The sequence below is a fragment of the Morganella morganii genome, from assembly GCF_041099235.1.
Lineage (GTDB): Bacteria > Pseudomonadota > Gammaproteobacteria > Enterobacterales > Enterobacteriaceae > Morganella > Morganella morganii_E.
This window is the reverse complement of sequence record NZ_JBFZSO010000007.1, coordinates 43684-68719: the sequence shown is the minus strand read 5'-3', so window position 1 is coordinate 68719 and position 25036 is coordinate 43684. Positions and strand designations below refer to the sequence as shown.

The window sequence follows — 25036 nt, the reverse complement described above, 5'->3', positions numbered from 1 at the left end:
AACTTCATCAATCCAATAAGGGAGATGTATGGATCAGACCAGCATCATTCGCGATTTACTCCGTTGGTTAGATGAGCATTTAGATCAGCCACTTTCCCTCGATAACGTCGCTGCGAAGGCAGGCTACTCCAAGTGGCATTTACAACGTATGTTCAAGGACGTTACCGGTGAGGCCATCGGCGCTTACATCCGCGCCCGCCGTTTATCACGCGCAGCCATTGCACTGCGGCTGACAGCCCGTCCCATTTTAGATATCGCATTACAGTATCGTTTCGACTCGCAGCAAACCTTTACCCGCGCATTCAAGAAACAGTTTAATAAAACACCGGCACTGTACCGCCGTCTTGACGAATGGTGCTCTGACGGGATTTGTTCCGCGATTCTGCTTGATGATACCCCGATGCCGGAACATGAGTTTGTCACACTGCCGCCGCTGACTGTTGCCGGTATTGAGCACAGCTGTTCACATCGTCTGGAAGACTGGGCTACCGCCTGTACCCATATGCGTCAGGAGTTCTGGCTGCATCATGTTTCCGTGGCGAAAATCATTCCCGATTATGTGTACGGGCTGTACCGCACCACCCGCAATCCGGATAAAGAAGATGAGCAGACAGTCACCTATACCACCGCCGTTGAGAGTCAGTTTGCTGCCTTTACAACAGAGGAAAATGTCCGTGAAATGGATATGCCCGGCGGGGAGTACCTCTGCTTTACGTTCAGCGGAATTCCTTACCGCAGCGCCATACAGGAATTCCTGTTCACCATTTACGGCCAGTGCGTACCACGCCTGGGGATCACCCGCCGCCACGGTTACGATATTGAACGTTATAAGCTGAAGAAAGGTGCCGACATCCGTTATCCGGATGTGGCCGATGTGGATGATTCTGATCCGCGCCGTCATATCGAGGAATTTAAGTACTATATTCCTGTCAGACGCGATCCGCAGTAATCACTCCCGCAGAACAAACACCGCCGCTGGTGGTGTCTTGTTCCTCCGGGCGGTGTCTGATTCATTGTTTTACTCAGCGCTGCACTTCATCCAGCGCCGGAAGACTCAGATGTGTGGTGTCACCGGCCGTCTCAACCACCCAGCCATCCGCCAGCCACGGGCTTTCCTGATACTCCAGCACGGATAACGAACAGTTACGCAGACGCAAACGGCGTTCCGCATACGCCGGCAGCCCCAGCACAGAACCGATCAGGCATCCCAGCGCAATACCGTGACTGACCAGCAGAACTTTGCTGCCCTCCGGCAGATCCAGCGTACTTTCCAGCGCCGACCGCATACGGCTTTCCAGCTCCGCGAGCGATTCCCCTTCCGGGATCCGCCCGTCTTCCGCGCCGTTAAGCAGACTCTTACGCCAGCCTTCTTCTTCTTCGGTCAGGGTATGGATCTGACGTTTTTCCAGCACGCCCATATTGAGTTCACGCAGACGCGGATCCGCAATGATCTCACAACCGCAGGCTTCTGCGATCAGTTTCGCGGTCTGCTGTGTGCGGCCCAGATCACTGGCAATAATATGGGTGATCCCTTCATTTTTCAGACGCCCGGCAACCTGCTTCGCCTGATCGATACCACTTTGTGTTAACGGGCTGTCAGAATGACCCTGGATACGGCGCTGAACGTTCCATTCAGTTTCGCCGTGACGGACAAGAAATACCTGTGACATAACTATCAATCTCTGCTTTTACTGTGTGAAAGTCTGATTACCCCGCTACCATACCGTAAAAACATTCCCGGGATCACGCTTTATCCCTGAAACTCTTTCACCGCACGGCACCGTCTAAAAAAATCTGCGGAAAGCCATCAATATTCGCTATACTGCGGCAAACATAATTACGTGGATAGTTTAATTATCATGTTTCATATTATCGCAGCAACGACTAATCCGGCCAAAATTCAGGCTATCCGTTCCGCCTTTGAAGTGGTGCTGGGTAACGGCAATTTTGATATTGAAGATGTGAATGTGGACAGCAGCGTGCCGCAGCAGCCTATCGGGAACACCGAAACCCGTACCGGCGCCCGCCAGCGCGTTAATGCCGCCCGTCAGGTCAGATCGGAAGCCGATTTCTGGGTTGGTGTTGAGGCGGGTATTGAAGGCGATATGACCTTTGCCTGGATTGTTGTCGAGCACCGCCAGCTGCGCGGGGAATCCCGTTCTGCCAGCCTGATGCTGCCGGAAAAAATTCTCGCGGGGATCCGCGAAGGCCGCGAACTGGGTGATGAAATGGCCGACCTGACCGGGGTCGAAGATATCAAACAGAAAGGCGGAGCGATCGGTTTCTTCACCGGCGGTGCGCTGACCCGGACCAGTGTCTATGAGCAGGCGATTATCCTGGCGCTGGTGCCTATCCAGCACGAAATTTATAAGTCCCTGAACACCAAAGAATCCTGATCTGAAAAACCGGACCGGTAATTACCGGCCCGGTGACCTTCCCGGCACATTTACTGCTGTGCCAGCCACTCTTCCCGCGTAATACGGCTGATATGTTCAGTCCGGTAATCATTCAGGAACTGATTGAATTTGTTCTCTTCGGTATGATGATGACGGAACCCGCACTTAGCCTGAACGCGGTGTGACTGTTCATTATTTTCAAAATAGCCGCACCACAGTGCATCCAGCTCCAGGGTTTCAAATGCATGGCGCATCACTTCCCTGACCGCTTCCGGGATCAGCCCCTGTCCCTGGTACGGTACACCAATCCAGTAGGCGATTTCCCCTTCCCGCTGACTGATGTCAAAGTTGCTGTTTTCACCGATCAGAATCCCGGTACAGCCCACAGCCCGTCCGTTCGCTTTCAGTTCAGTGGCATAGACCTCATCAAGGTTAAAAACGGTGCGGATAATATCGGCACTTTCCGCGATGCAACTGTGCGGCGGCCAGCCGGCAATCGGGCCGACGCGGTCATCTTTCGCCACTTCATATAAATCAGCGGCATCGGTTTCTGCCCACGGGCGCAGAATCATACGTTCTGTTTCTAATTTCATACGGCTTACCTTACTTCAGTTATATATTCAGCCCCGGCGGCTCTTTCTGTGATGGCGGGAAGTGTAGCCTGATGACAGACCGGCGGTAAGCAACAAACCTCCGTACTTTCGGTACTTTTGAAAATTATTGTGGTACGTTTCCTCTTATATCTGCTTTTGGATGGCAAAAATGGCAACTCCCGATATTACGCTGACAGACCAGATTCCGGTGCTGACGGAAGAGACGGACACATTACTGACAGGGGAAAGCACACTGGCCGAACACAACGGCGTGCCGCTGACCTTCGGAAATGCATATCTCACCCTGATGATTTGCCGGGCGGGATACGCGCATATGACACTGAATTTTAAATCTCAGCCTGTACGTGCGGGGGATATTCTGGTACTGGCGGAAGATACGATCGCGCTGCTGAAAAGGCGCTCGCGGGGATTTCGTATGTTTTTTTGTCTGATCCCGGCCTCCTTCTCTGCCGAAATCGCTTATGTCCTGCCTAACCCGCTGTTTCTGTTTCTGCATGAATATCCCCGCTGCATCCCGCTGCCGGAGGAAAAACCGCTGCTGACAATGTGGCTGGCACAAATGCAGGATATCACCCGCAACAGCCCGGTTTACCGGCACATTATGCAGCGTAATCATTTACAGAATCTGTTTTTGCGGATAGCGGAAAGAATGCCGCCGGATGCCCCGGCAGCCACACAAAAATACAGCCGGAAAGAGACGCTGTGCTGGCGGTTCTGGGAACTTATCTGCCGCCACAGCCGGGAACACAGGGATGTGCAGTACTATGCGCGGCAGTTAAATATTACGCCGTTTTATCTGTCACAGCTGACCGGAACGTTTTTCAATCATTCACCCAAGTCACTGATCAACCGCCGGGTTATCCCTGAAATCAAGACACTCCTGCGTTACAGCACGCTGTCAGTGGAGCAGATCGCAGACAAACTGCACTTTGATGATCCGTCCTACCTGTGCCGCTATTTCAGACGGGAGACCGGCATTTCCCTGACAACGTACCGGCGGCAGAACCGCTGAGTTATTTTTTGCTGCTGAGGAGTTCCTGCTCCAGCCAGGCTTTCACCTCTTCCGGAGCATATTTCAGGCTGTTGGAGCCGCGGGTGATGGTCGCAATGCCGACCCCCAGCTCACTTTTCAGCTCACGCTGACTCATCTTACCGCGCAGCAGTTCCTCGACGATCCGCACACGTGTGCCCAGCGCTGTGCGCTCATCCGGGGTAAAAAGCAGCTGAAAAAGGTGGGATTCAATATCCTGTGAATAGGCGTTGCGCAGCAGGCTGACAAAGCGCTGCCAGTCGCTGTCCTGAAGTTGGTCTGTCGTCATGTGTCACCCCATAGGATCGGGAGTACAAAAAGTACCCGTTAACTAGTACACCTAGGATAACACAAGCCCGGTGCAGCTGTCTTCTGCTGAACCGGGCCGGAAGGGAAGGATCAGTAACGCATTGATTGTTCGGAAGGTGTCAGCACATCCGCCGGGCGCTGCCCCTTCAGGAAGTTCTGATAAAAGACATCAAACGCCAGCACGTTCTTCACATAACCCCGGGTTTCCGCGAACGGAATGGTTTCCACAAAGGCAACCGCATCGAGCCGTCCGCCGCTGTTGCTCAGCCAGCGGGTCACCCGGTTAGGGCCTGCATTATATGCCGCACTCGCCAGAATCCGGTTCTGGCCGAACTGGTTATACACGCCGTTGAGATACGCGGTGCCTATCTCAATATTTTTACGCGGATTAACCAACTGCGCAGTATTGCTGTAATCCGTAATACCGTTATCGCGGACAGTCTGGGTTGCGGTTTCCGGCATCAGCTGCATCAGCCCGGTCGCGCCGACCGGTGAACGCGCCTGCGGGTTCCAGGCACTTTCCTGACGGGCTATCGCCATCGCATAGCTTTTGCTGATATTTTTATTCTGAGTGAACTCATCAAACTCATTCTGCCAGGCCAGCGGGAAGCGCTCTTCCAGATGATCCCACAGCTTGCCGTTGATCGTCGCCTGTACACTCAGATCCGCCCAGCCCTGCTCCAGCGCATAACGCGCCAGCTGTGCTTTGCGTGCCGGTGTCTGGCTGTCCACCAGATTCAGCCACTCGGTACGGGCCAGCCCTTCCATCTGCCAGTACAGCAGCTCACGGATACGCTGAATTTCCGGCAGATTGCTGATGCTGTTGTCCGGTTTGTCCGCCGCATTAATCATCATGACATACGGTTTACCCAGACGCTGTGCCGCCACCATCGGATAGAACCCGCGACCCTGAGTGATTTTTTCCAGAATGGCATCCGCAGCCGCTTTATTGCCGCCTTTTTCCAGCAATACCGCGCGCCAGTACTGCCATTCCTCTTTCTGCTGAGCGTCCGCCGGTAACCGGGTCAGCCAGCGATCCAGATCGCGGTCATCCGCGTTACTCAGCGCCAGACGCACGCGGCGCTCGCGCAGGGTGACAGAATCGGTTTCCTGAATCACCTCGTCACGCCAGGCCGCCTGCTCATCTGTCACGTCGCTCCCCATATACTGCCACGCGACGGCATCTTTCAGTTGCTGACGCTCGCTGTCATTCATTTTCTGGGCGCGCGCCACACTGTTCAGGTCAGCCCGTGCCGCATCCGGTGATTTGCGGGCATAGGCGGAGAAAGCGGAGATTGTGGCCTGGCGGGTGAAATCCGTCGGGCTCAGCTGGGCAAATGTCACCACAGATGCCGGGTTTTTCTGTAAATTAATCAGGCCATTGCTGATGGTCTGATAAGAAGCGGGAAGACGTTTTGCCAGATAACTGACCAGAGAGGAATTGCCGTTTTTCAGTGCCAGACTGATGCGTTCAAGGACGCGTTCCGGTGTCAGTCCGCCGGACTGATCCCAGACATCAAATAGCTTATCGCAGGAGGACGGCAGGGAATTTCCCGCCAGCCAGACAGATTTTGCCCCGTCCAGCGCCACCTGACGGTTTCCGGTCTGCCAGTTGGCATAATAATAGTCGCACTTCGCACTGACCGGTTTCGGCACAGTGGTGCTGTAGCTGACCAGCCCCTGCCAGTCATTACGTTTGGCCAGCTCACTGATAAATTTATTTTTCAGACTTGCCGCTGACGGCAGATTCGGATGGGTATCCGTAAAATTTTTCACCTGACCGGCTGTCAGCAGACTCATGTCCTGTGTCAGTTCACGGTATTCCAGATAAGGATAGAGCGGATAGTCCCGCAGTGACGGCATCAGGCGTTCCACTTCCGCCATATTATTGGCATCCCAGGCAGATTTGACATCCTGATAGCGCTGACGCTGCTCACTCAGTGAATCCGCTGACGCCAGTGCTGAAAACATCAGCATGCTGAGGGCTGCCACGCCCGGCCATTTACATTTCCTCATGATCTGCTCCTGTCTCCTTCATTACCGTTTATCTGCACAATACCTCAGACCCTGATACACAGTGTAAGTGCCCTGTCACGCAGACACAAATCATACCGTTGTACCAGATAACCAGATACCGGAAATTATATTATTCAGAATATATGTCTGATTATTCTTATTGTGTATTCCCTTTGCCGTAAATGATGGTTTATTAAACATAATGCAGTGATATCGTCTGGCGTAGCCGCCATTCTTACTATATAGTAAAATTAAATTTAAAATTATAATGATAACACTTCAGGAAACCGGCTACCGCCGTAAGCGGGCTCCTGAGCACTATCAATAACTCTATAAGTAGTGAACACATTTCAGACGACTCCGGTCGTCTTTTTTTTGCCCCTTGCTTCCGGATAAACACATCATTTTAATTAATCAGATAATTATATTTTTCCGTTCTTTTATTTTTTTAAATTACAGTCAGAAATCATAAAATATATGATACACATCACTTGTTGTATTTCCGGTTTCCATTAAAAATATTCTCATATTTTTTACACCACATCCGGTTTACTGATAACCGTAAAGGACGTAATACATTATGAATAATATAAAAAACATAATAATCATCTCTGCATTATTTGCCCTGACAGCATGTGCATCACAGCAGACTGCCTATGAGAAAATCACCCGCCACTATGTCTACCAGTTGACCGCTCAGGATTCTGACCCTAATTTTCAGACTCATATAAATAGCTCTGTTAAACTCATGACGCCGTTTTTTAAACAATTTTATGATGCCGGTATCAAAGATAAAAAAGACGGAATAACACAGCAACAATATAAAGAACGAATTAGTTATTTCAGAAGTAACGAATTTTTGAGCAGTATGACCGGGACAACACAGTTTATTTCACCAAAAGTACATACTGAGAAAGTAAATGAAAGTGACCGCCCGGACCAGCACAAAAAAATACTGACAGACAATATTATTGCTGCTTATGAGGCCGGTTACAGCGGCAGATAGCACACCGGTCTCCGGTTCATCATGACGCGGATCCCGGCAACGGCACGATCACCGTGAGAATAACGCAGGCCGGTGTTAGAATGGGGGATCTGCTGTACCCGCCGGTCACTGCCGGCAACCGGGCAATACTGACACCGGAGTGGCTTTAACTAAACGTAAAACTTAGTCATAATGCCCCGCAGATGCCCCATCAACGAAAAAAGGTAGACTACATTGGCTCAATACGTTTATTCGATGCACCGTGTCGGCAAAATTGTGCCGCCGAAGCGTCATATACTGAAAGATATCTCTCTGAGTTTCTTCCCGGGCGCCAAAATCGGTGTTCTCGGCCTGAATGGTGCCGGTAAATCAACCCTGCTGCGCATCATGGCAGGTGTGGATACTGATATTGAGGGTGAAGCACGCCCGCAGCCCGGTCTGAACATCGGCTATCTGCCGCAGGAACCGAAACTGAATCCGGAACACACTGTCCGTGAAGCGGTTGAAGAAGCGGTTGCGGAAGTGAAAAACGCCCTGACCCGTCTGGATGAAGTGTACGCGCTGTACGCCGATCCGGATGCGGATTTTGACAAACTCGCCAAAGAGCAGGGTGAACTGGAAGCGATTATCCAGTCTCATGACGGCCATAATCTGGATAACCAGCTGGAACGTGCGGCAGATGCCCTGCGTTTACCGGCCTGGGATGCCAAAATCGGTAATCTGTCCGGGGGGGAGCGCCGCCGTGTGGCTATCTGCCGCCTGCTGCTGGAAAAACCGGATATGCTGCTGCTCGACGAACCGACCAACCACCTGGATGCGGAATCTGTCGCCTGGCTGGAACGCTTCCTGCACGATTACGAGGGCACCGTTGTGGCGATCACCCACGACCGTTACTTCCTTGATAACGTCGCCGGCTGGATCCTCGAACTCGACCGTGGTGAAGGTATTCCGTGGGAAGGGAACTACTCCAGCTGGCTGGAGCAGAAAGATGCCCGTCTGGCACAGGAAGCTTCTTCTGAAGCGGCCCGCCGCAAGTCTATCGAGAAAGAACTGGAGTGGATCCGTCAGAATCCGAAAGGCCGTCAGTCCAAAGGCAAGGCCCGTCTGGCCCGCTTTGAGGAACTGAACAGCGTCGAGTACCAGAAACGTAACGAGACCAACGAACTCTTTATTCCGCCTGGTCCGCGTCTGGGTGACAAAGTGCTGGAAGTGGAAAACCTGACAAAATCCTATGATGGCCGCACCCTGATCGATAACCTGAGTTTCTCTCTGCCGAAAGGGGCGATTGTCGGGATTATCGGGCCGAACGGCGCGGGTAAATCCACCCTGTTCCGCATGATCAGCGGCAAAGAACAGCCGGATTCCGGTACTATCACTCTCGGTGATACTGTGACTATCGCGTCTGTTGATCAGTTCCGTGATGCCATGGATGATAAGAAAACCGTCTGGGAAGAAGTGTCCGGCGGGCAGGATATCATGCGTATCGGTACCACTGAGATCCCGAGCCGTGCTTATGTCGGACGCTTTAACTTCAAAGGCGTTGACCAGGGCAAACGTGTCGGTGAGTTATCCGGAGGTGAGCGCGGCCGTCTGCATCTGGCCAAACTGCTGCAGGTCGGCGGCAACATGCTGCTGCTCGATGAACCGACCAACGACCTGGATATCGAAACCCTGCGCGCGCTGGAAAACGCCCTGCTGGAATTCCCGGGCTGCGCCATGGTCATTTCCCATGACCGCTGGTTCCTTGACCGTATCGCCACCCATATCATTGACTATCAGGATGAAGGGAAAGTGGAGTTCTTCGAAGGTAACTTCAGTGAATATGAAGATTACAAGAAACGGACTCTCGGCGAGGCCGCACTGGAGCCGCACCGTATCAAGTACAAACGTATGACCAAATAAGTCATATAACGGAAAATGCCGCGTGGTGAGGAACCACGCGGCATTTTTTGGTTGGATGGATAAAAGAGTGTCTTTTGTTACGGGTATTACATTGAACCTGGTACTTAAGGTACAACCGAAGCTGACTGACTACTTCATACTTACCGCTTTCATGACACTTAAAACTGACAAATAAATCAATCAGTTAACACCATCAGTAAAGGAATCCTTTACTCTTCATCTTTCCTCCCTTTGTTGCCCTGAATTCTGCCGGACGCTGTGTGTTGTCCTTGTTCCTTTCAGTATAGAAGAGAAAAATAATTTCTCACGGAAATTACCTGATTATTTTTCGATTCTCACAACATTCTTTATTTTTGCTGATCCCCGTCACGAATTTCAGGGGCATCCAGCATCAGCAAACGCTGAACCAGCCCGACGCACTCAAGAAAACGGGTGTCGTAATCTGCCGATGTCACATGGACAAACTTAATACCGTTTTCCCGCAGCATATCGATCAGCAGATCCTGAAACGCTTTGCGGTCATTGTCACTGCCGAGGCTGCGCAGTCCGTCAGCCACCCACGGCGTGTTATTTTCCAGCAGGATCACCAGGTCAAAGCGGTATTCCGCAATCAGTGCCTGCACAAACGGATGCTCTTTACCCTCATACCGTTTGCAGAAAGCCTGGGTCGTAACGAAATCCGTATCCACAAATGCGACTTTATTAGCATATTTCACTGCAAAATCAATATACTGTGCGTGTCCCAGCGCGATTTTGTCATAGTCGGAATACTGCAGTGCCATTTCATCTCCGCCCAGGTGGGAAAACACATAATCGCGTCCGTATTCCCATGCACTGGTGGTATTGAACATATTCGCCAGTTTATTGACGAGTGTGGATTTTCCGCTGGACTCCCCGCCGAGCACCGCCACAGTGCGCACAAAGAAGGGTTTAACCTCTGTCGGAATGTAATCCCAGTAGCGGAACGGCGCCTGGCGGATCTGCCGCCCGCTGATATTCATAAAGGTACGTTCCGGGTCGATAAGCACTGTTTCGATACCGAATGATTCACGGTAGCGCGGCACATCTGCTTTTTCGCCTGAATAGATAAAATCCGGTGTGATCCCTTTTTCCCGCATAAACTGGCACACACCCTGACTCCAGTGCTCCCAGCCGTGCGGATACGGGTCATACGCATGTTCATCAAATGAGTGAATGCGGATATTTTTCTGATATTTAAAGGTTTGCAGCAGCCAGCGCAGGCGATCACTGACGGTCGGCTGCTGAGACATCGAACTGTTGATAAACAGCGCTTTATCACGCGGCTCATCATGGCAGAGGATCACATGCAGTTCGTCCACCTGACTGCACGCCCGCTGGATCAGATAAATATGGCCGGTGTGCAGCGGGTAAAACTTCCCGAATACCACCCCGGTAATTTTTTGCTTCAGCGGGTAGTCCAGCCCCAGCGCACTGTGCAGCCCGGCCAGCTTCTGGCCGCCGGGACTTTTGATTTTGTTGTTAATCAGCTGGCTGAGATACCCTTTGGTCACCCCGCACTGATCCGCCAGTTGCTGGAGTGTGACACCCGCCTGTTTAATGGCTTGTTTCAGATAGGAAAAATCGGTCATTCTCTGCCTCACTTATTCCAGTTCATCCAGCACAGACAGGGCATCCGACAGTTTTTTCACCCCGAACACCTGCATACCCGGCGGCGGGTTTTTCGGACGGTTGGCATTCGGCACAATCGCCCGTTTAAAACCGTGTTTGGCCGCTTCCGAGATCCGCTCCTGGCCGCTCGGCACCGGACGGATCTCCCCCGCCAGCCCGACTTCGCCGAAGATCACCACATCACGCGGGATCGGCCGGTCACGGAAACTGGACACCAGCGAGAGCAGCAATGCCAGATCCGCACTGGTTTCCGTCACTTTTACCCCGCCGACCACGTTGACGAATACATCCTGATCCGACATCTGCAATCCGCCGTGACGGTGCAGCACAGCCAGCAGGATCGCCAGCCGGTTTTGCTCCAGCCCGACCGCCACACGGCGCGGATTCGACATCATCGAGTGATCCACCAGCGCCTGGATTTCCACCAGCAGCGGACGTGTGCCTTCCCAGACCACCATCACCGAACTGCCGGACGTAATTTCATCCCCGCGGCTCAGGAAAATGGCAGACGGGTTGCTCACCTCGCGCAGCCCCTGCTCCGTCATGGCAAACACGCCCAGCTCATTCACCGCACCAAAGCGGTTTTTATGGCTGCGCAGTGTGCGGAAACGGGAATCGGCCTCGCCGTCGAGCATGACCGAGCAGTCAATACAGTGCTCAAGCACTTTCGGCCCGGCCAGAGAGCCGTCTTTGGTGACGTGACCGACCATAATGATCGCCACGCCGCGGGTTTTGGCAAAGCGGGTCAGATAGGCCGCGGTTTCGCGCACCTGTGCCACACTGCCCGGCGAAGACTGAATATCCGCCATGTGCATCACCTGGATGGAGTCAATCACCATCAGCTTCGGCTGTTCCTGCTCTGCTATCAGGCAAATCTGCTCAATCGCCGTTTCCGACAGCATATTGAGATTGCCCATCGGCAGCCCGAGGCGGTGTGCCCGCATCGCCACCTGCTGCAGGGATTCCTCCCCCGTGACATACAGGGTTTTCATCTGCGCCGCGAGCTGACACATGGTCTGTAACAGCAGGGTACTTTTCCCGGCGCCCGGATTACCGCCGATCAGAATGGCACTGCCCGGCACCACACCGCCGCCCAGCACACGGTCAAATTCTTTGAAACCGGTGGAGAAACGCGGCAGTTCCTCAAGACTGATTTCCGACAATTTCTGTACTTTGCTGACACCGCTCTGCCCTGCATAACCGCTGAGGCGATCATTGCGTGCCGCAGATGATGAGACAGAAGCCAGCCGGACTTCCGTGATGGTATTCCACGCCTGACACGCGGTGCACTGCCCCTGCCAGCGGGGATAATCCGCCCCGCACTCGTTACAGACAAAGGCGCGTTTTGCTGGTTTTGCCACTCGTGACCCCGTAATAACTGATAAATTAACGTTCTTCGTGTTTCAGACCACCGCTGAGGGTGCACATCACCCCCATCAGGTCAGCGTGGCGGATAGCCACTTTCGCCCGTGCATAGACTTTCGGTTTGGCGTGAAAGGCAATACCGAGACCGGCTTTTTTCAGCATTTTCAGGTCATTGGCACCATCACCGATCGCCACGGTCTGCTCTAAAGGAATATTGAGAAATTCCGCCAGTTTCACCAGTGCCTGCGCTTTGTATTTGGCATCCACCACCGGGCCTTTGACTTTGCCGGTCAGTTTGCCGTCTTTAATTTCCAGCTGATTGGCATAGACGGCAATCAGGCGCAGAGAATCTTTTAAATGATTGGCGTAGAAAGTAAATCCGCCGGAGGCAATCGCGACATGCCAGTCCATCGCCTGGAGTTTGCGCACCAGGCTGGTCAGCCCCGGCATCAGCGGCAGTGTATCCAGTACCTGCTGTAAAATGGCGGCATCCGCCCCGGCCAGCAGGCCGACACGCGCTTTCAGGCTTTCGCTGAAATCCAGCTCGCCCTGCATCGCTCTTTCCGTCACTTCCGCAACTTCATCACCGACCCCGGCCAGCCGGGCAATTTCATCGATACATTCGATTTGGATCGCAGTGGAATCCATATCCATCATCAATAATCCCGGGGAGCGCAGTTTCGGGATATTACCCAGCGGCACGACATCCATCTGAAACTCATCCGCTACCCGCTTGATACGCCCGGTCAGGCTGCCTGCGATCCGCACCACCTGATAGTCATCGATCCGCCATGACGAGACCACCACAATTGCCGCACCCAGCCGGTGCTGGAAATCGCTGATCCGCGCTTTATCCAGTCCGCGCCCGTACAGCAGCCAGCCGCTGTCACCCGCCCGGTAGTCCAGCGGCATCACTTCATCTCCGCTCAGGGAAAGAGGAAGGCCCGGCCACTTATGGATTTCATTCGGCAAATAACAGTAGGTCAGACTCGTCGACATCAACAGATACTCCTATAATCCCTGATAATATTCATGATGGTAGCAGATAAAAATTTCCGCTTCTGGCAATATGGTGGCGACAACGGAAAAACGGATAAACAATGGCCAAAACGAAGTTAACATTCCGGCTGCATAAAACAGCCATTATTCTGATTTGTCTCGCCCTGATGGTCTGTCTGCTGCAGGGTGTGTCTTATTTCAGCCGCGTCCACCAGCAGTCGTCAATGGATCAGTTTAATGAACTGGCCTATTCGCTGGCACAACAGGTGGCGTTTAACCTTTCCGATGCTATAGACGATAACGGGAAAGTGCTCAATAAGAAACAAATTACGGCAAATTTAGCGCAGCTGACCACCAACAGCCGCATTCTTGATGCCACAGTATATCAGGATGACGGGGTACAGATAGCCGGCAGCGGCGAGAGTATCACTGTCCGCGATCGCCTGGCGCTGGACGGACAAAAAGCCGGCAGTTATTTTAATCACCAGATTGTCGCCGCCATCCCCGGAAAAAAAGGCCCGAAAGGCTTTCTGCGCCTGACCATCGATACCCACCGTCTGGCCACGGAATCCACCCAGGTGGATAACACCACCAATCTGCTGCGGGTGATGTTACTTCTCGCCCTCGGTATCGGCTTTGTGCTCGCCAATAATCTGCTGCAGCTGACCCCGAGCCGCTGGCAGCAATCTCTGTATCTGCTGACTGCCAATCTGAAAAATGAAGATGAGAAGCCGGGGAAGAAAACAGAAGAGAAAGAAAAAGGAGAATAATTTCCCCAAAAGCGGACGTGAGGGCCCGGAAAGATATGATTGCTCAGTGAGTACGCTGGTATCCGGCGTACTCACTGAGTCTGCGAAATCCGAAAAATAAAATATCGTCCGGAATAATTAAACCACGATAATCCCGCCAGTACCGATCTTTACGGGAATAGTTCTGATAAAACGTCTCTTTTACTTTTTGTATCCAATGGTTGAAGATCATCTGCAAACTTACTGTTTTTTATATACTCTTCTTTTTCTGTTTGATACTTCGGACTCCCCGATAAATACAGAGCCATTATATAATCAATATCTTTTTCTTTCTTTTTGTTTTTGATTTCTATATATGATGTATAACAGTCAGCTACTTCTTTTTTTTCCAGCCTGTCCATTAGCATGCACTTTAACAAAAAAAACCGACCTTCTTTATCATCATTACTAATTTCATTTATTTCTGATAATGCGAGATCATATTGTTTTTCACCGACCAGCCCACTGATATAAATGTTAGCCACATTCATATCTGTTTTATTCTCTTCTTTTATTTTTTTTATTTCATTTAAAATTTCATTCTTTTTATCGATGCTATCTGCAAATGTTAACTTCATGATTAAATCAGATGCAACTTTCACACCATTATTATCACTTTCATTTGCCAATGATTTATTTATATTCATTGATAATATAAATAATGAGAATACCAGAATGATCCATTTTGATTTTATCAAAATCATATTGTCACCATTTAAATTTATTTAATTTTATCGTTTTTGTTGAACTTCTTGGGAAAGGAACTACATTACCGGCATACCCTGCGTCATAGACGTAACCAAATTCAACTGTTAGTTCCGGTGTTATCGCTGATTTTATGAAATCAAAGTCAACACTACCGATAGGTATATCATCTACACCCATTGCCCATGATTCACCTTTTTTCATTTCCGGAATATACTTATTATGATTTAAATTATTTGTTATTACACACCAGAATAATAACTTACCGGAACCTGCTGCTTTCGCCGCATTACTTTTACCTAATGCTGACACTCTTATTCTCTTTCCGTTATTATTATCTTCTTCATTTACTATTAGTGTGATTCCGTAACTGGCATGAATACCAACACCTTCTATTCTTAAGTCGGCAAGCTGAGAGAAATAAAATCTTTTAATGGCCATATAAAATCCTTATTAATGACATAGAAATAGATAATAATAAAAATTATAAGTATAAATTAAAATCATTAACAGGGTGATTTATCCTAAACCAGAATAATTGTCGTATTAATAGCAGAGGTGAGAAAGCCGGAAAATCTCTCCCGGCCCCCCCTTATCTTTAAATATTTCTTTTACCGGTGCTGCAACACCTGCCAGGTCAGCAGGCCGAGCCAGGTCATCAGCAGGGAGCTGAGCACATGCAGGGCGATTTCTGCCATACCGTGGTGGATGCGCCCGGCCTGGAAAGCCTGCACAATCTCGAGTGAGAAGGTAGAGAATGTCGATAACGCGCCGCAGAACCCGGTGACAATAAACAGCCGCCATTCTGCCGGGAGCGTCGGGTGAGAAGAGAAAAACGCCACTGCCAGCCCGATAATATAACCGGCAATAATATTGGCGAGATACGTCCCCAGCGGCATCATTGCCAGCACCGGGTTGAATTTATTACTCAACACCCAGCGGCCGAGGCCGCCGAGTACTGATCCTGCGGAAATGCTGAGGATCACATTTAACATAGAAAAACCTTACGTCATTTTTGTTTCAATGTTTCTGTGTTTATGCGCATTTCTTTAAAATGTCAACCTGAACCAGTCCGCACACTTCATCCAGCAGTTTGATAACCTCCACACTCATCCCGACCATCATGGCATCCGCCGAATTACTTTCCGGCTGTGCATTGATCTTCTGATGCAGCTCATGTGTGCTGGCACGCAGTGCCTGGAGTTTATCCATGGTGTCATCGTCTTTCCCCTGCACAAAGATATCAGAGAGCAGTTTCATGATCTCACTGTTACTTTTCTGCAGCTGCACAATGTAGGGATTTTCGGTGTTCAGCGCATGAGCGAAGTAGTTTTTACTGAAGGTATCGGTCAGCAGTTCCAGAATCGCCACCAGCCGCCGGATGCGCCCGTGAATGGCCGTAAAGGTGGCAGCCGGAACATGGGTCTCTTTGACGGCCGGTGCAATATAGGTATTGCAGGTCAGCAGTGTGGATAACGTGTCTTTCAGCTGATTATCCCACCGCTCCGGGTCGGTACTGCTCAGTTTCATGATGTGCTCATCATATAACCTGGCAATATCACGCAGAATGGTGCTGATATTCATCCGCCAGAACACAAACCCTTTCAGCGGCAGGATCGCCGAGAACACCAGTGCCAGAATCGAGCCGCCCACGGTCTGCGCCGAACGGATAAGCGCGGAGTCCATATCCCCGACCGGTGCGGTGGCAACGATACTGATGGTCATCCCGATCAGCATCCCGACATACATGTTTTTGCCCAGTGCGATCAGGCCGCAGACAAACATCGCAATCGTCGCCAGCGCCAGCATCAGCGGGAAAGAGTGGGTTTCCGTGTACAGCAGCAGCATCCCTATCAGCGAACCAATCACCGTGCCGAGGGTGCGCTGCATCGAGCGGATCAGCACATTTCCCCAGTACGGCATCGGCATCAGGATAGAGATAAGTGTCATGATGATATAATCGAGCTTATCGCTGTGTAATTCCCGGAACACCAGAAATGTCAGTGTAAACGCCAGCGCAATGCGGATGCCGTGCAGCTGTTTAAACCGGGAATAGAAGAATGACTGAGCCCGGGAGATCCCGTGGCTCAGATTTATTTTTTTTTCTTTATGCTTCACAACCGGCCCTGCTTATGGCGCTTTGGCTAATAAGATGTCAGCCATAACGCTGTTATTGATGTTCTCGCCGCACAGCATTTTCATCAGCACTTCACTGCCGAGCTGTGACAGGGAGAAGGTCATATCCGCATGCAGCAGGCGCATTTTGTCGCGGTTCTCTTCCTGATTCACCACAGTCACAGTTTTCACCCCTTCACCGGCCAGCTGTTTCACCGCCAGCAGCGCAAAGGTGTTATCCGCGTCATTATCACTGATGGCCATCACACAGCGGGCATCTTTGACATTGGCTTCATTCAGAGTCACGGCATCCGCACTGTCACCGGCTACGGTCACGGTACCGTCAGGGAAGTGCTTTTTGTCCTCATCAGAACAGATCACCACCACCTGCAAACCGCGTTTTTTCAGTCCCTTATAAATATTGACCGCCAGCGGATTCGCGCCGATAACAACATAATGCTCTTTCATGTGTAACAACCTCTTTTTGACAATCTCGCGTGTGCCGCGCAGGACGACACCCACAATGTACACAATGGATGTGGTGAAAATCGTGATACCGAACACCACCACCGTCAGGGTAAACATCCGCGCTTCCACGCTGATCGGGATGATGTCCCCGAAGCCGACCGTGGTCATACAGACCAGGGCAAAGTAGAAGGCCGCTGAGATATCCGTGACATGCGGCTGGAACTCATTGCCGAGATACAGGGTGCCGAAGACGGAATACACTACCAGCAGGATAATACTGCTGATCGCCACCACGCCGGCACTGGTCAGACTGTGATGCGGGAACTGCCGCCACAGACAGCCGGACGCAATCAGCAGAGCCAGCGAGAACAGTCCCTGCAGCGAGTATTCCCGGGCCAGCCCCAGATCCATCAGTACCATCGTGAGCAGGATAAACAGGGAGAACAGCCAGGCGATACGTGCGCCGGTCAGCATCAGCAGCGCCAGCAGTGCCAGCAGTAACCCCAGCATAAAGCGGGGAATATCCAGCAGTTTTATAAACCCGAGCGACTGTAACCACGCGGTGAAACCGCCGTCCTGCCAGGCAATATCCCCGCTATAGGAAAACAGCACCGGCGACAGGATCATCACCGCGTCAATAAACAGCAGCACCGACAGGATCACCCGCAGACTCAGTAATTTATGTAACCCTGCCTTCAGTAGATTACTCTGCATATTTCTCCCCTTTTACTGACGGTGTTCCGGCATGATGTCCTGATTCGGTACCAGGAACAGCCAGGAGGCCAGAACAAACGGCATGGTCAGTGTCGGAATGCCGAACGGCGAGACCACCACATCCAGCGCGCCCTGGACAAACACCGTAAAAATCACACCCACAACGGTATACACCAGCACTTTGAAGCTCGGTTTGTTAAATGTGGAGCCCAGTGCGATCGCAGTTAACACCGCGCTGAAGGAATACAGCCCGGTATGCACACTGCCGAAGTCCGCTTTCAGGAAAGATGCCACACCGAAAGCCAGCAGTGAGCCAAAGACCGCAAAGACCGCCGCCCACACCGAGCTGACTGCCAGACCGATCACAAACAGGATCCCCACGGTAATGCTGCTCAGCAGAAAGACCTCTGACACACCGCGGAAAATATCCGGGATCAGATCGGAATACGGGATCCCCGCGATCGGTGCCACATACTGATCCGGCAGTGCCGGTCCCGGCAGGCTGACGCCTTTGATACCAAAGAAACTGTAACTGGCCAGCAGGATAGTCCAGGTCACCAGTACGAAAGGCGCGGTCAGCGCCGCCACTTTCCAGTTTTTCAGGAAATCGGTCAGTGAGATGGTGGCGATCACCGCCACGATACTGCCGAGCACAATGGCCGCCCACATAAACGGTGTGTTATCCAGGAAGGTCGGCAGCGCCACACCGACCAGACAGCCGTTATAGCCGTACAGCCCGGCACGCAGTGAGGTGACATCCATTTTGCTGACATACGCCGTCAGCGTGGACACCACAGTACCGAGCAGACAGCCCCAGCCGACCGCCGGGATACCTTCACTGTATGCACCGATAAAAATAGCGGCGAAAAAGAACAGCCCGGTCAGCGGGTTGTTCTGAAACATCACCTGCGCACAACCACGCAGCGTGATATCAATAAAATGTATGACAGGATTGGATCCGGCCAGTTTATTCCAGCCGTTCTGACTGACTGTTGAAGTTGCCATCGTCTTTCCCCTGAAGGTAAACCGGACAAAGGGACTGATTATGCTGATAATAACCAGTCCCCTGAGTAACCACCGGTGTCATCCTGCAGCGCATCAGCGCCACAGGAACGGTTTCTGCAATGTGATGCCGAGGATCTCTTCCCGGGCGATTTGCCAGAAATAACGGACAGCTTCCTTAGTTTTCGGGCTGTCGATTCCCAGCACTTTGAAGACCAGACCACACTCGTTCGGCAACTGCGTCGCCCCGAATGCAACCTCTTCATCCGTGTCATAACGGGCTTCCAGACGCTCCAGGATACGGGCATGATGCTCTTTCGGTGTCAGTAAAATCACGTTACCGAAAACATCAAACCCCCCCATCACGCCGACCACATTCAGTGCTTCTTTTTTCGGTTCCAGAATGTATTTTTCAACAAATAATTCTTTTCCCTCATTGTCCTGCGCCCGGATCTTTGAGGAAAAAATATCAAACCCGAATTGTTCGTCCGGATGGTGATATTTCCGCCCCGACATCAGGATCTCGGAGTAGATCACCGTTGCCGTCGGATCAACCGTGATCTGTGTGTCCGTTAAAAAACGAGCATTACGGTGCGGGATAATCGGATCCGGCATAAACTCCAGATAACCGCCGGCTTCCACTACCACATTCTGGTACTGCGTGGCGTAGTTCGCCTCCATCATGTGAATTTTGGTGGCGGACTGCGTGGTGACATGGGCGCACGCCCCCTCTTCCACAATCAGATCCAGCGCCTGGCGGTCGCCCTGTAACAGGCAGCCGGAAGTGGAAATCATAGTGACACACGGCATCTGCGGCATCATTTCATCCCAGTACAACGCGCGCTGCACCAGAGAAGGCACACGGCGCTCCATTTCCACCATTTCACTGCGGTATTCCCGTTTGGCAAACCGCAGTTTCAGATAGCCGCTTTTCCCGATGGCACCACTTTGCATCTGTTTTGGCTCATCCTGGTAAGGCGCCATTTCCGGCGCCTTTTCCCCTAAGAGATGAGCCCGGAGACGTGTCGGCGTCCCCGCGATCTCAGCCCTCAGTTGTGTCATGCTTTTGCTCCCGCCTGGTGGGTGAACAGGAATTTATCCATGATCATATCCACCAACTCCACCACGCCTTCGCCGGTTTTGCAGTTGGTCATGACATACGGACGGTTACCGCGCACCACTTTAGTGTCGCTTTCCATCACTTCCAGGCTGGCACCGACGTACGGCGCGAGGTCGATTTTGTTGATGACCAGGATATCCGCCTGCACCAGGCCCGGGCCGTTTTTACGCGGGATTTTTTCCCCTTCCGCCACATCGATAACATAGATATAGAAGTCAGCAAGTGCCGGGCTGAAGGTCAGTGTCAGGTTATCGCCGCCGCTTTCGATCATGATGACGTCGCTGTCCGGGAAGCGCTCTTCCATATCTTCCACGGCTGCAATGTTCATACTCGGGTCTTCGCGCACGGCGGTGTGCGGGCAGGCACCGGTTTCAACGCCGAGAATTTTCTCTTCATCGAGGATCCCTTTCAGGGTGCGTTTGACCTGTTTCGCATCTTCGGTGGTCACGATGTCATTGGTGATGATTAACGGCTTGATCCCGCGTTCGATCAGGATCGGGGTGATCACTTCAATAATCGCCGTTTTACCTGAGCCAACAGGGCCGCCGATGCCGATCCGTGTCATTTTTTTCATCAATATACTCCCGGAAAATAAGTCAGCCGCCTGTCAGTTCATAAACAGGCGGACAAAAGATTTGGTATGAACTGCCGCAAGGACGTCGATCACCGGCACATAGGAAGACATCTGTTCAATGTCGCCGCAGGCTGCGATATCGCAGAAGGTTTCAATGTCGTTGTTCAGCTCAAATAAAATGTGCTGTGTTTCAAAGTGCGTGATCCGCATCAGGCGCATGGCGGCGCTGAGGATCGTCATTGCGATCCCGTACTGATGCATAACCACCACTTCGCGTTCGCCGATACCCTGTACCGCCATCACAATGGCCTGAGTAACAGGCTGAGTGCCCGGGGTGTCCCCGCTTTTAATCTGTGCCAGCCACCATGCCACGAGCGGATCGTCAAAAATATGGACAGAAATTTCTGCCAGTTTTTTCCCCATCCGCGTTGCCATCAGGCGGGCTTCTTCATTCAGTTTGCGGTTATTCACCGCCCGGTCGACCCGCAGAATGGCATCGTTATCACCGGCAAGCACTGCGCGGTGTGCCGCGACAACGGCAATACCATCACCGCTCGCCGCCTGTTTCAGCGCGGTGCGGACAAAGCCTTTCAGGGTTTCGGCATCATGTACCACACCCGTCTGAATCGCCGATTCCACACCGTTTGAGAAAGTAAAGGCGCCGACGGGAAGTGCCGAATCACCAAACTGCATGATCCGGATAAGATCAGCCGCTTTCATCACACGTTCTCCCGTTCCGGTCTGTCAGTGTTTGTGGTCATGGTCGTGATCGTGGTGATGATCATGACTGTGTCCGTGGTCGTGACTGTGGTCATGATCATGGCTGTGCCCGTGATCGTGCCCGTGTGAATGTGAGTGCCCGTGGTTATGTGCCACATGCACATGAGTATCTGTCTCTTCCGCGCCGCCGAACAGCAGGCGGGATTCTGAGTTGGTCAGGATCGGCAGAATGGTTTCGCCTTTGACGAAGGCAAACGTATCATTGCCGAAGCCGTGGGTGCGCATCACCGATTCCATCACTTTTTCACTGACGGTCAGCGGGACATACACTTTGTTTTCTTTGATAACGGCTTTCCAGTGCTGGTTACCGAGCGCATGGCCCAGTTCAAAACTGATGCGGATCTGCTCTTCCGGCGTGCTGCCCTGAAGACGTTTAAGATCAACAACCATGACATCACGCAGATCGATCTGGACAACAACCATCGTATTGGCGGCGTCATCGGTGTGGATCACATCTCCGTCAGACAACAGCACGTTGCGATCCAGCGCGATCCCGATATCCAGCCCGTTTTGGGTGTGTTTACGGCAGCGGCTTTTCTGGGCTTCACGCTGATCGAGGATCAGCATATCCACCGTCATGTCGTTCGCTTTATCAGCCCACGCCTGATCTTTTCTGACGTTGCCGAGAATGTGCTCAATGAGGATCATGGAATTACCTTTTTGTTATGCCCGGCGGGCTGAACAGCACCCGCCGGGGAAGTCAATCAGCCGAAGAAATAACGCTGGTTCATCGCCGCCACCGAGATTGGCTGGCAGGTCGCGTGTTCCCCGTTAACTTTCACCGCGAAGGTTTCCGGATCCACTTCGATATCCGGGGTTTCGCCGTTACGGACCAGGTCGCGTTTAGTGGTGGTGCGCATGCCCTGAACCGCGACAACTTCGCGCTCCAGACCCGCTTTCTCTTTCACACCATCTTCCAGTGCTGCCCGGGAAACGAAGGTCACACAGGTATCCTGCAGGGTTTTACCCATCGCACCGAACATCGGACGATAGAAGACCGGCTGCGGTGTCGGCAGGGAGGCGTTAGGGTCACCCATGGCTGCCCAGTTGATCATGCCGCCTTTGATAACCAGTTTTGGTTTCGCGCCGAAGAAACGCGGATCCCACAGGACCAGGTCCGCCATTTTGCCGACTTCGACTGAGCCGAGCACATGGCTGATACCCTGGGCAATCGCCGGGTTGATGGTGATTTTTGCCACGTAACGCAGAACACGGAAGTTATCGTTACCCGCCGCATCTTCCGGCAGCTTGCCGCGCGCCGCTTTCATGGCGTTAGCGGTCTGGATCACACGCAGCCAGTTCTCACCGACACGGCCCATCGCCTGGGAGTCACTGGAGAACATGGAGATTGCCCCCATATCATGCAGCACGTTTTCCGCTGCGATGGTTTCCGGACGCACGCGGCTTTCCGCGAAGGAAACGTCAGCCGGGACATTCGGGTTCAGGTTGTGACACACCATGATCATGTCGAACAGTTCTGCCTGGCTGTTGATACCGTACGGCAGTGTCGGGTTAGTGGAGCTCGGCAGCACGTTCGGCTGGCTGACCACTTTGATGATATCCGGCGCGTGACCGCCGCCCGCACCTTCGGTGTGGTAAGTGTGGATAGTCCGGCCTTCAAAGGCTTCGATGGTATCTTCCACATAACCGCCTTCGTTCAGGCTGTCGGTATGGACAGAAACCTGGATATCATAATCATCCGCCACACGCAGGGCATGACGCAGGGCGTTGGAGGTTGCACCCCAGTCTTCGTGAACTTTCAGACCGGCAACACCGGCAATGATCTGTTCAACCAGCGGATCGCGGGCAAAAGAGTTACCTTTACCGAGCATACCGACGTTAACCGGTAAACCTTCCAGTGAACGCAGCATCGCGCGGATGTTCCACGGACCGGCGGTAACCGTTGTCCCGTTGGTACCGTCTGTCGGCCCGATACCACCGCCGAAGAAGGTGGTGACACCGTTGGACAGCGCCGCATAAGCCTGCTGTGGTGAGATCAGGTGAATGTGGGTATCGATACCCGCCGCTGTCAGGATCAGATGCTCACCGGAGATAGCATCGGTGGCCACACCGGCAACCATTCCCGGAGTGATACCGTCCTGCAGGTTCGGGTTACCGCTCTTGCCGATACCGACAATTTTACCGTCCTTCACACCCACGTCCGCTTTGATGACACCTAATTTGGCATCCAGAATCGTAACGTTGGTGATAACCAGGTCTAGCACGCCGTTGTCGCTGGTCAGCGTGTTGTTCGCGCCCATCCCGTCACGGAGGGATTTCCCGCCGCCGTAAACAGATTCTTCGCCGTAACCGCGTAAGTCTTTTTCAATTTCGATATAGAGATCAGTATCACCGAGACGGATTTTGTCTCCGGTGGTCGGCCCGAACAGGCCGCAATATTCTTGTCTGGAAATCTGTGGCATAACGTGTTCCTTATTTCGTTCAGGATGCCTGTGCATCACTGCCGGAAAATCGTGTCAGGACGGAGAATTACTTCTTCGCTTCTGCTTTATGGCTGAAACCGCGGGCAATTGCCTCGTTCAGGGCAATCGCTTTTGCCGGACGTTCGCTGGTGGCCACATTATTACCGGCCCAGCCGTCCACCAGGTTGTTAAACCCGTAAACTGTCTGTTTACCGCCGTAAGGAATAAGAGAAACTTCGGTTTCATCACCCGGCTCAAAACGGATTGCGGTGGTGGATGAAATATTCAGGCGTTTGCCGTAAGCCGCTTCGCGATCAAATTCCAGGGCATGGTTCACTTCAAAGAAGTGAAAATGCGAACCGACCTGAATAGGACGATCCCCGGTATTACGGACTTTAATTTTGGTTTCCGGTTTACCGGTATTAAATTCAATCGGGGTATCCGCAAAAATGACTCCGCCTAACGGCGTGGGTTGTTTTGTATTACTCATAATCAGAACCTCACCTTTTTGCTGTACGTTTATTTGATTGGGTTATGAACCGTCACCAGACGGCTGCCGTCTGTGAAAATCGCCTCAACCTGCACATTCGGGATTAAATCATCCACCCCTTCCATCACGTCGGCTTTGGTCAGCACAGTGGCAGCTTCTTTCATCACGTCTTCCACTGTTTTGCCGTCACGGGCGCCTTCCAGGGCTGTCACGGTAATAATCGCGACCGCTTCCGGGTAATTCAGTTTTACCCCTCTGGCACGGCGTCGCTGCGCGACATCCGCCAGGGTATATACCATCAGCTTTTCAACTTCTCTCGGGGTTAATTGCATAACGCCTCCACAATTGAATGAAAACAGAGTCATCAGACAGCAATCCGGATTATCAGTATTCCGGGATACCGTGATTTCAGTTTTTATTTCAGTGACGCATCCGCTGAATGCAGACACAATCCGCCACTGACCGCCGGACATGCGCAGGCGCACACCCGGAAATACTAAAGTGTGAAAAATGTAAGCTGTTAATCAGCCATAAAAAAATAAATCATGCACCGCTGTTCTCCTGATAAGAAAACGAGGTTCAGATCCCTTT

The 25036-nt window shown here is 52.1% G+C and carries 26 protein-coding genes; 6 read left to right on the top strand and 20 right to left on the bottom strand.

Annotated features, from left to right (window positions below):
- The first annotated feature begins 28 nt into the window (after positions 1-28).
- Positions 29-949, top strand: coding sequence for an MDR efflux pump AcrAB transcriptional activator RobA (gene robA, locus AB7038_RS12775; RefSeq protein WP_368889786.1), 921 nt, complete (start codon positions 29-31; stop codon positions 947-949).
- A gap of 73 nt (positions 950-1022) precedes the next feature.
- On the opposite strand, the gene gpmB is transcribed toward robA, so the two are convergent.
- The gene (gpmB, locus tag AB7038_RS12770) at positions 1023-1670 is read right to left on the bottom strand and encodes a 2,3-diphosphoglycerate-dependent phosphoglycerate mutase GpmB (RefSeq protein ID WP_368889787.1); all 648 of its coding nucleotides are present in this window, start codon (positions 1668-1670) and stop codon (positions 1023-1025) included.
- Positions 1671-1859: 189 nt separating this feature from the next.
- On the opposite strand from gpmB, the gene yjjX reads away from it, so the two are divergent.
- The gene (gene yjjX, locus AB7038_RS12765; RefSeq protein WP_349418930.1) at positions 1860-2396 is read left to right on the top strand and encodes an inosine/xanthosine triphosphatase; all 537 of its coding nucleotides are present in this window, start codon (positions 1860-1862) and stop codon (positions 2394-2396) included.
- 50 nt (positions 2397-2446) lie between these two features.
- Here the strand turns inward: yjjX and AB7038_RS12760 are convergent, their stop codons facing one another.
- Complete coding sequence (locus tag AB7038_RS12760; protein ID WP_072872024.1) at positions 2447-2989, bottom strand: GNAT family N-acetyltransferase; 543 nt, start codon at positions 2987-2989, stop codon at positions 2447-2449.
- A gap of 169 nt (positions 2990-3158) precedes the next feature.
- Between AB7038_RS12760 and AB7038_RS12755 the strand changes: the two genes are divergently transcribed.
- On the top strand, positions 3159-4022 hold the full coding sequence (locus tag AB7038_RS12755) for a helix-turn-helix domain-containing protein (protein ID WP_368889788.1): 864 nt from the start codon (positions 3159-3161) through the stop codon (positions 4020-4022).
- 1 nt (position 4023) lies between these two features.
- On the opposite strand, the gene trpR is transcribed toward AB7038_RS12755, so the two are convergent.
- A complete protein-coding gene (gene trpR / locus AB7038_RS12750; RefSeq protein WP_072872023.1) occupies positions 4024-4329 on the bottom strand; it encodes a trp operon repressor in 306 nt (101 codons plus the stop codon).
- Positions 4330-4439: 110 nt separating this feature from the next.
- Entirely contained in the window at positions 4440-6365 is a 1926-nt protein-coding gene (gene sltY, locus AB7038_RS12745; RefSeq protein ID WP_369453434.1) for a murein transglycosylase, read from the bottom strand.
- A gap of 580 nt (positions 6366-6945) precedes the next feature.
- On the opposite strand from sltY, the gene AB7038_RS12740 reads away from it, so the two are divergent.
- Together AB7038_RS12740 and ettA are read left to right on the top strand one after the other, a co-directional pair.
- Positions 6946-7371 carry an Exc2 family lipoprotein gene (locus AB7038_RS12740; protein ID WP_368889790.1) on the top strand — a complete coding sequence of 142 codons (426 nt, stop codon included), beginning with the start codon at positions 6946-6948 and terminating at the stop codon, positions 7369-7371.
- Positions 7372-7584: 213 nt separating this feature from the next.
- Positions 7585-9252 (top strand): energy-dependent translational throttle protein EttA, encoded by a 1668-nt coding sequence (ettA, locus tag AB7038_RS12735; protein ID WP_032099035.1) that lies wholly within the window; start codon positions 7585-7587, stop codon positions 9250-9252.
- Positions 9253-9599: 347 nt separating this feature from the next.
- On the opposite strand, the gene nadR is transcribed toward ettA, so the two are convergent.
- The 3 genes from nadR to serB are packed head-to-tail and all read right to left on the bottom strand — an operon-like array spanning position 9600 to position 13266.
- Positions 9600-10862 (bottom strand): multifunctional transcriptional regulator/nicotinamide-nucleotide adenylyltransferase/ribosylnicotinamide kinase NadR, encoded by a 1263-nt coding sequence (gene nadR, locus AB7038_RS12730; RefSeq protein WP_368889791.1) that lies wholly within the window; start codon positions 10860-10862, stop codon positions 9600-9602.
- Positions 10863-10874: 12 nt separating this feature from the next.
- Positions 10875-12263 carry a DNA repair protein RadA gene (radA, locus tag AB7038_RS12725; RefSeq protein WP_368889792.1) on the bottom strand — a complete coding sequence of 463 codons (1389 nt, stop codon included), beginning with the start codon at positions 12261-12263 and terminating at the stop codon, positions 10875-10877.
- A 25-nt stretch (positions 12264-12288) separates the two neighbouring features.
- Entirely contained in the window at positions 12289-13266 is a 978-nt protein-coding gene (gene serB / locus AB7038_RS12720; RefSeq protein ID WP_004242106.1) for a phosphoserine phosphatase, read from the bottom strand.
- A 101-nt stretch (positions 13267-13367) separates the two neighbouring features.
- Here serB and AB7038_RS12715 point away from each other — a divergent pair, with 101 nt between their 5' ends.
- Positions 13368-14036, top strand: coding sequence for a YtjB family periplasmic protein (locus tag AB7038_RS12715; RefSeq protein WP_004237098.1), 669 nt, complete (start codon positions 13368-13370; stop codon positions 14034-14036).
- A gap of 149 nt (positions 14037-14185) precedes the next feature.
- On the opposite strand, the gene AB7038_RS12710 is transcribed toward AB7038_RS12715, so the two are convergent.
- The 13 genes from AB7038_RS12710 to AB7038_RS12650 all read right to left on the bottom strand — a co-directional run bounded on the left by AB7038_RS12710 (position 14186) and on the right by AB7038_RS12650 (position 24777).
- Positions 14186-14758: a hypothetical protein gene (locus AB7038_RS12710; RefSeq protein ID WP_108655540.1), complete on the bottom strand. Its 573-nt coding sequence runs from the start codon at positions 14756-14758 to the stop codon at positions 14186-14188.
- Between the two features lie 4 nt (positions 14759-14762).
- Positions 14763-15200: a hypothetical protein gene (locus tag AB7038_RS12705; protein WP_369453433.1), complete on the bottom strand. Its 438-nt coding sequence runs from the start codon at positions 15198-15200 to the stop codon at positions 14763-14765.
- A gap of 170 nt (positions 15201-15370) precedes the next feature.
- A complete protein-coding gene (crcB, locus tag AB7038_RS12700) occupies positions 15371-15754 on the bottom strand; it encodes a fluoride efflux transporter CrcB (RefSeq protein ID WP_004237097.1) in 384 nt (127 codons plus the stop codon).
- A gap of 40 nt (positions 15755-15794) precedes the next feature.
- The gene (locus AB7038_RS12695) at positions 15795-16877 is read right to left on the bottom strand and encodes an FUSC family protein (RefSeq protein ID WP_369453432.1); all 1083 of its coding nucleotides are present in this window, start codon (positions 16875-16877) and stop codon (positions 15795-15797) included.
- Positions 16878-16889: 12 nt separating this feature from the next.
- Positions 16890-18056 (bottom strand): NAD-binding protein, encoded by a 1167-nt coding sequence (locus tag AB7038_RS12690; RefSeq protein ID WP_368889796.1) that lies wholly within the window; start codon positions 18054-18056, stop codon positions 16890-16892.
- 12 nt (positions 18057-18068) lie between these two features.
- A complete protein-coding gene (yut, locus tag AB7038_RS12685; RefSeq protein WP_004237091.1) occupies positions 18069-19061 on the bottom strand; it encodes an urea transporter in 993 nt (330 codons plus the stop codon).
- A gap of 93 nt (positions 19062-19154) precedes the next feature.
- Positions 19155-20120, bottom strand: a complete 966-nt coding sequence (locus AB7038_RS12680) for an urease accessory protein UreD (protein ID WP_015422437.1) — start codon at positions 20118-20120, stop codon at positions 19155-19157.
- Positions 20117-20752 (bottom strand): urease accessory protein UreG, encoded by a 636-nt coding sequence (ureG, locus tag AB7038_RS12675; RefSeq protein ID WP_004237089.1) that lies wholly within the window; start codon positions 20750-20752, stop codon positions 20117-20119. The genes AB7038_RS12680 and ureG overlap by 4 nt, the downstream gene beginning before the upstream one ends.
- 33 nt (positions 20753-20785) lie before the next feature.
- Positions 20786-21472, bottom strand: coding sequence for an urease accessory protein UreF (locus AB7038_RS12670; protein ID WP_004237086.1), 687 nt, complete (start codon positions 21470-21472; stop codon positions 20786-20788).
- A gap of 24 nt (positions 21473-21496) precedes the next feature.
- Positions 21497-22180: an urease accessory protein UreE gene (gene ureE, locus AB7038_RS12665; RefSeq protein WP_025153859.1), complete on the bottom strand. Its 684-nt coding sequence runs from the start codon at positions 22178-22180 to the stop codon at positions 21497-21499.
- Between the two features lie 56 nt (positions 22181-22236).
- Positions 22237-23955 carry an urease subunit alpha gene (locus AB7038_RS12660; RefSeq protein WP_369453431.1) on the bottom strand — a complete coding sequence of 573 codons (1719 nt, stop codon included), beginning with the start codon at positions 23953-23955 and terminating at the stop codon, positions 22237-22239.
- A gap of 67 nt (positions 23956-24022) precedes the next feature.
- Positions 24023-24445 carry an urease subunit beta gene (locus AB7038_RS12655; RefSeq protein WP_004237083.1) on the bottom strand — a complete coding sequence of 141 codons (423 nt, stop codon included), beginning with the start codon at positions 24443-24445 and terminating at the stop codon, positions 24023-24025.
- A gap of 29 nt (positions 24446-24474) precedes the next feature.
- Positions 24475-24777 carry an urease subunit gamma gene (locus AB7038_RS12650; protein WP_024475040.1) on the bottom strand — a complete coding sequence of 101 codons (303 nt, stop codon included), beginning with the start codon at positions 24775-24777 and terminating at the stop codon, positions 24475-24477.
- Between the last annotated feature and the right edge of the window lie 259 nt (positions 24778-25036).

Excerpts from the sequence above, each read along its gene's own strand:
- robA (WP_368889786.1), top strand. The coding sequence starts at position 29 with ATGGATCAGACCAGCATCATTCGCGATTTACTCCGTTGGTTAGATGAG.
- gpmB (WP_368889787.1), bottom strand. The coding sequence starts at position 1,670 with ATGTCACAGGTATTTCTTGTCCGTCACGGCGAAACTGAATGGAACGTT.
- yjjX (WP_349418930.1), top strand. The coding sequence starts at position 1,860 with ATGTTTCATATTATCGCAGCAACGACTAATCCGGCCAAAATTCAGGCT.
- AB7038_RS12760 (WP_072872024.1), bottom strand. The coding sequence starts at position 2,989 with ATGAAATTAGAAACAGAACGTATGATTCTGCGCCCGTGGGCAGAAACC.
- AB7038_RS12755 (WP_368889788.1), top strand. The coding sequence starts at position 3,159 with ATGGCAACTCCCGATATTACGCTGACAGACCAGATTCCGGTGCTGACG.
- trpR (WP_072872023.1), bottom strand. The coding sequence starts at position 4,329 with ATGACGACAGACCAACTTCAGGACAGCGACTGGCAGCGCTTTGTCAGC.
- sltY (WP_369453434.1), bottom strand. The coding sequence starts at position 6,365 with ATGAGGAAATGTAAATGGCCGGGCGTGGCAGCCCTCAGCATGCTGATG.
- AB7038_RS12740 (WP_368889790.1), top strand. The coding sequence starts at position 6,946 with ATGAATAATATAAAAAACATAATAATCATCTCTGCATTATTTGCCCTG.
- nadR (WP_368889791.1), bottom strand. The coding sequence starts at position 10,862 with ATGACCGATTTTTCCTATCTGAAACAAGCCATTAAACAGGCGGGTGTC.
- serB (WP_004242106.1), bottom strand. The coding sequence starts at position 13,266 with ATGTCGACGAGTCTGACCTACTGTTATTTGCCGAATGAAATCCATAAG.
- AB7038_RS12715 (WP_004237098.1), top strand. The coding sequence starts at position 13,368 with ATGGCCAAAACGAAGTTAACATTCCGGCTGCATAAAACAGCCATTATT.
- AB7038_RS12710 (WP_108655540.1), bottom strand. The coding sequence starts at position 14,758 with ATGATTTTGATAAAATCAAAATGGATCATTCTGGTATTCTCATTATTT.
- AB7038_RS12705 (WP_369453433.1), bottom strand. The coding sequence starts at position 15,200 with ATGGCCATTAAAAGATTTTATTTCTCTCAGCTTGCCGACTTAAGAATA.
- crcB (WP_004237097.1), bottom strand. The coding sequence starts at position 15,754 with ATGTTAAATGTGATCCTCAGCATTTCCGCAGGATCAGTACTCGGCGGC.
- AB7038_RS12690 (WP_368889796.1), bottom strand. The coding sequence starts at position 18,056 with ATGCAGAGTAATCTACTGAAGGCAGGGTTACATAAATTACTGAGTCTG.
- yut (WP_004237091.1), bottom strand. The coding sequence starts at position 19,061 with ATGGCAACTTCAACAGTCAGTCAGAACGGCTGGAATAAACTGGCCGGA.
- AB7038_RS12680 (WP_015422437.1), bottom strand. The coding sequence starts at position 20,120 with ATGACACAACTGAGGGCTGAGATCGCGGGGACGCCGACACGTCTCCGG.
- ureG (WP_004237089.1), bottom strand. The coding sequence starts at position 20,752 with ATGAAAAAAATGACACGGATCGGCATCGGCGGCCCTGTTGGCTCAGGT.
- AB7038_RS12670 (WP_004237086.1), bottom strand. The coding sequence starts at position 21,472 with ATGAAAGCGGCTGATCTTATCCGGATCATGCAGTTTGGTGATTCGGCA.
- ureE (WP_025153859.1), bottom strand. The coding sequence starts at position 22,180 with ATGATCCTCATTGAGCACATTCTCGGCAACGTCAGAAAAGATCAGGCG.
- AB7038_RS12660 (WP_369453431.1), bottom strand. The coding sequence starts at position 23,955 with ATGCCACAGATTTCCAGACAAGAATATTGCGGCCTGTTCGGGCCGACC.
- AB7038_RS12655 (WP_004237083.1), bottom strand. The coding sequence starts at position 24,445 with ATGAGTAATACAAAACAACCCACGCCGTTAGGCGGAGTCATTTTTGCG.
- AB7038_RS12650 (WP_024475040.1), bottom strand. The coding sequence starts at position 24,777 with ATGCAATTAACCCCGAGAGAAGTTGAAAAGCTGATGGTATATACCCTG.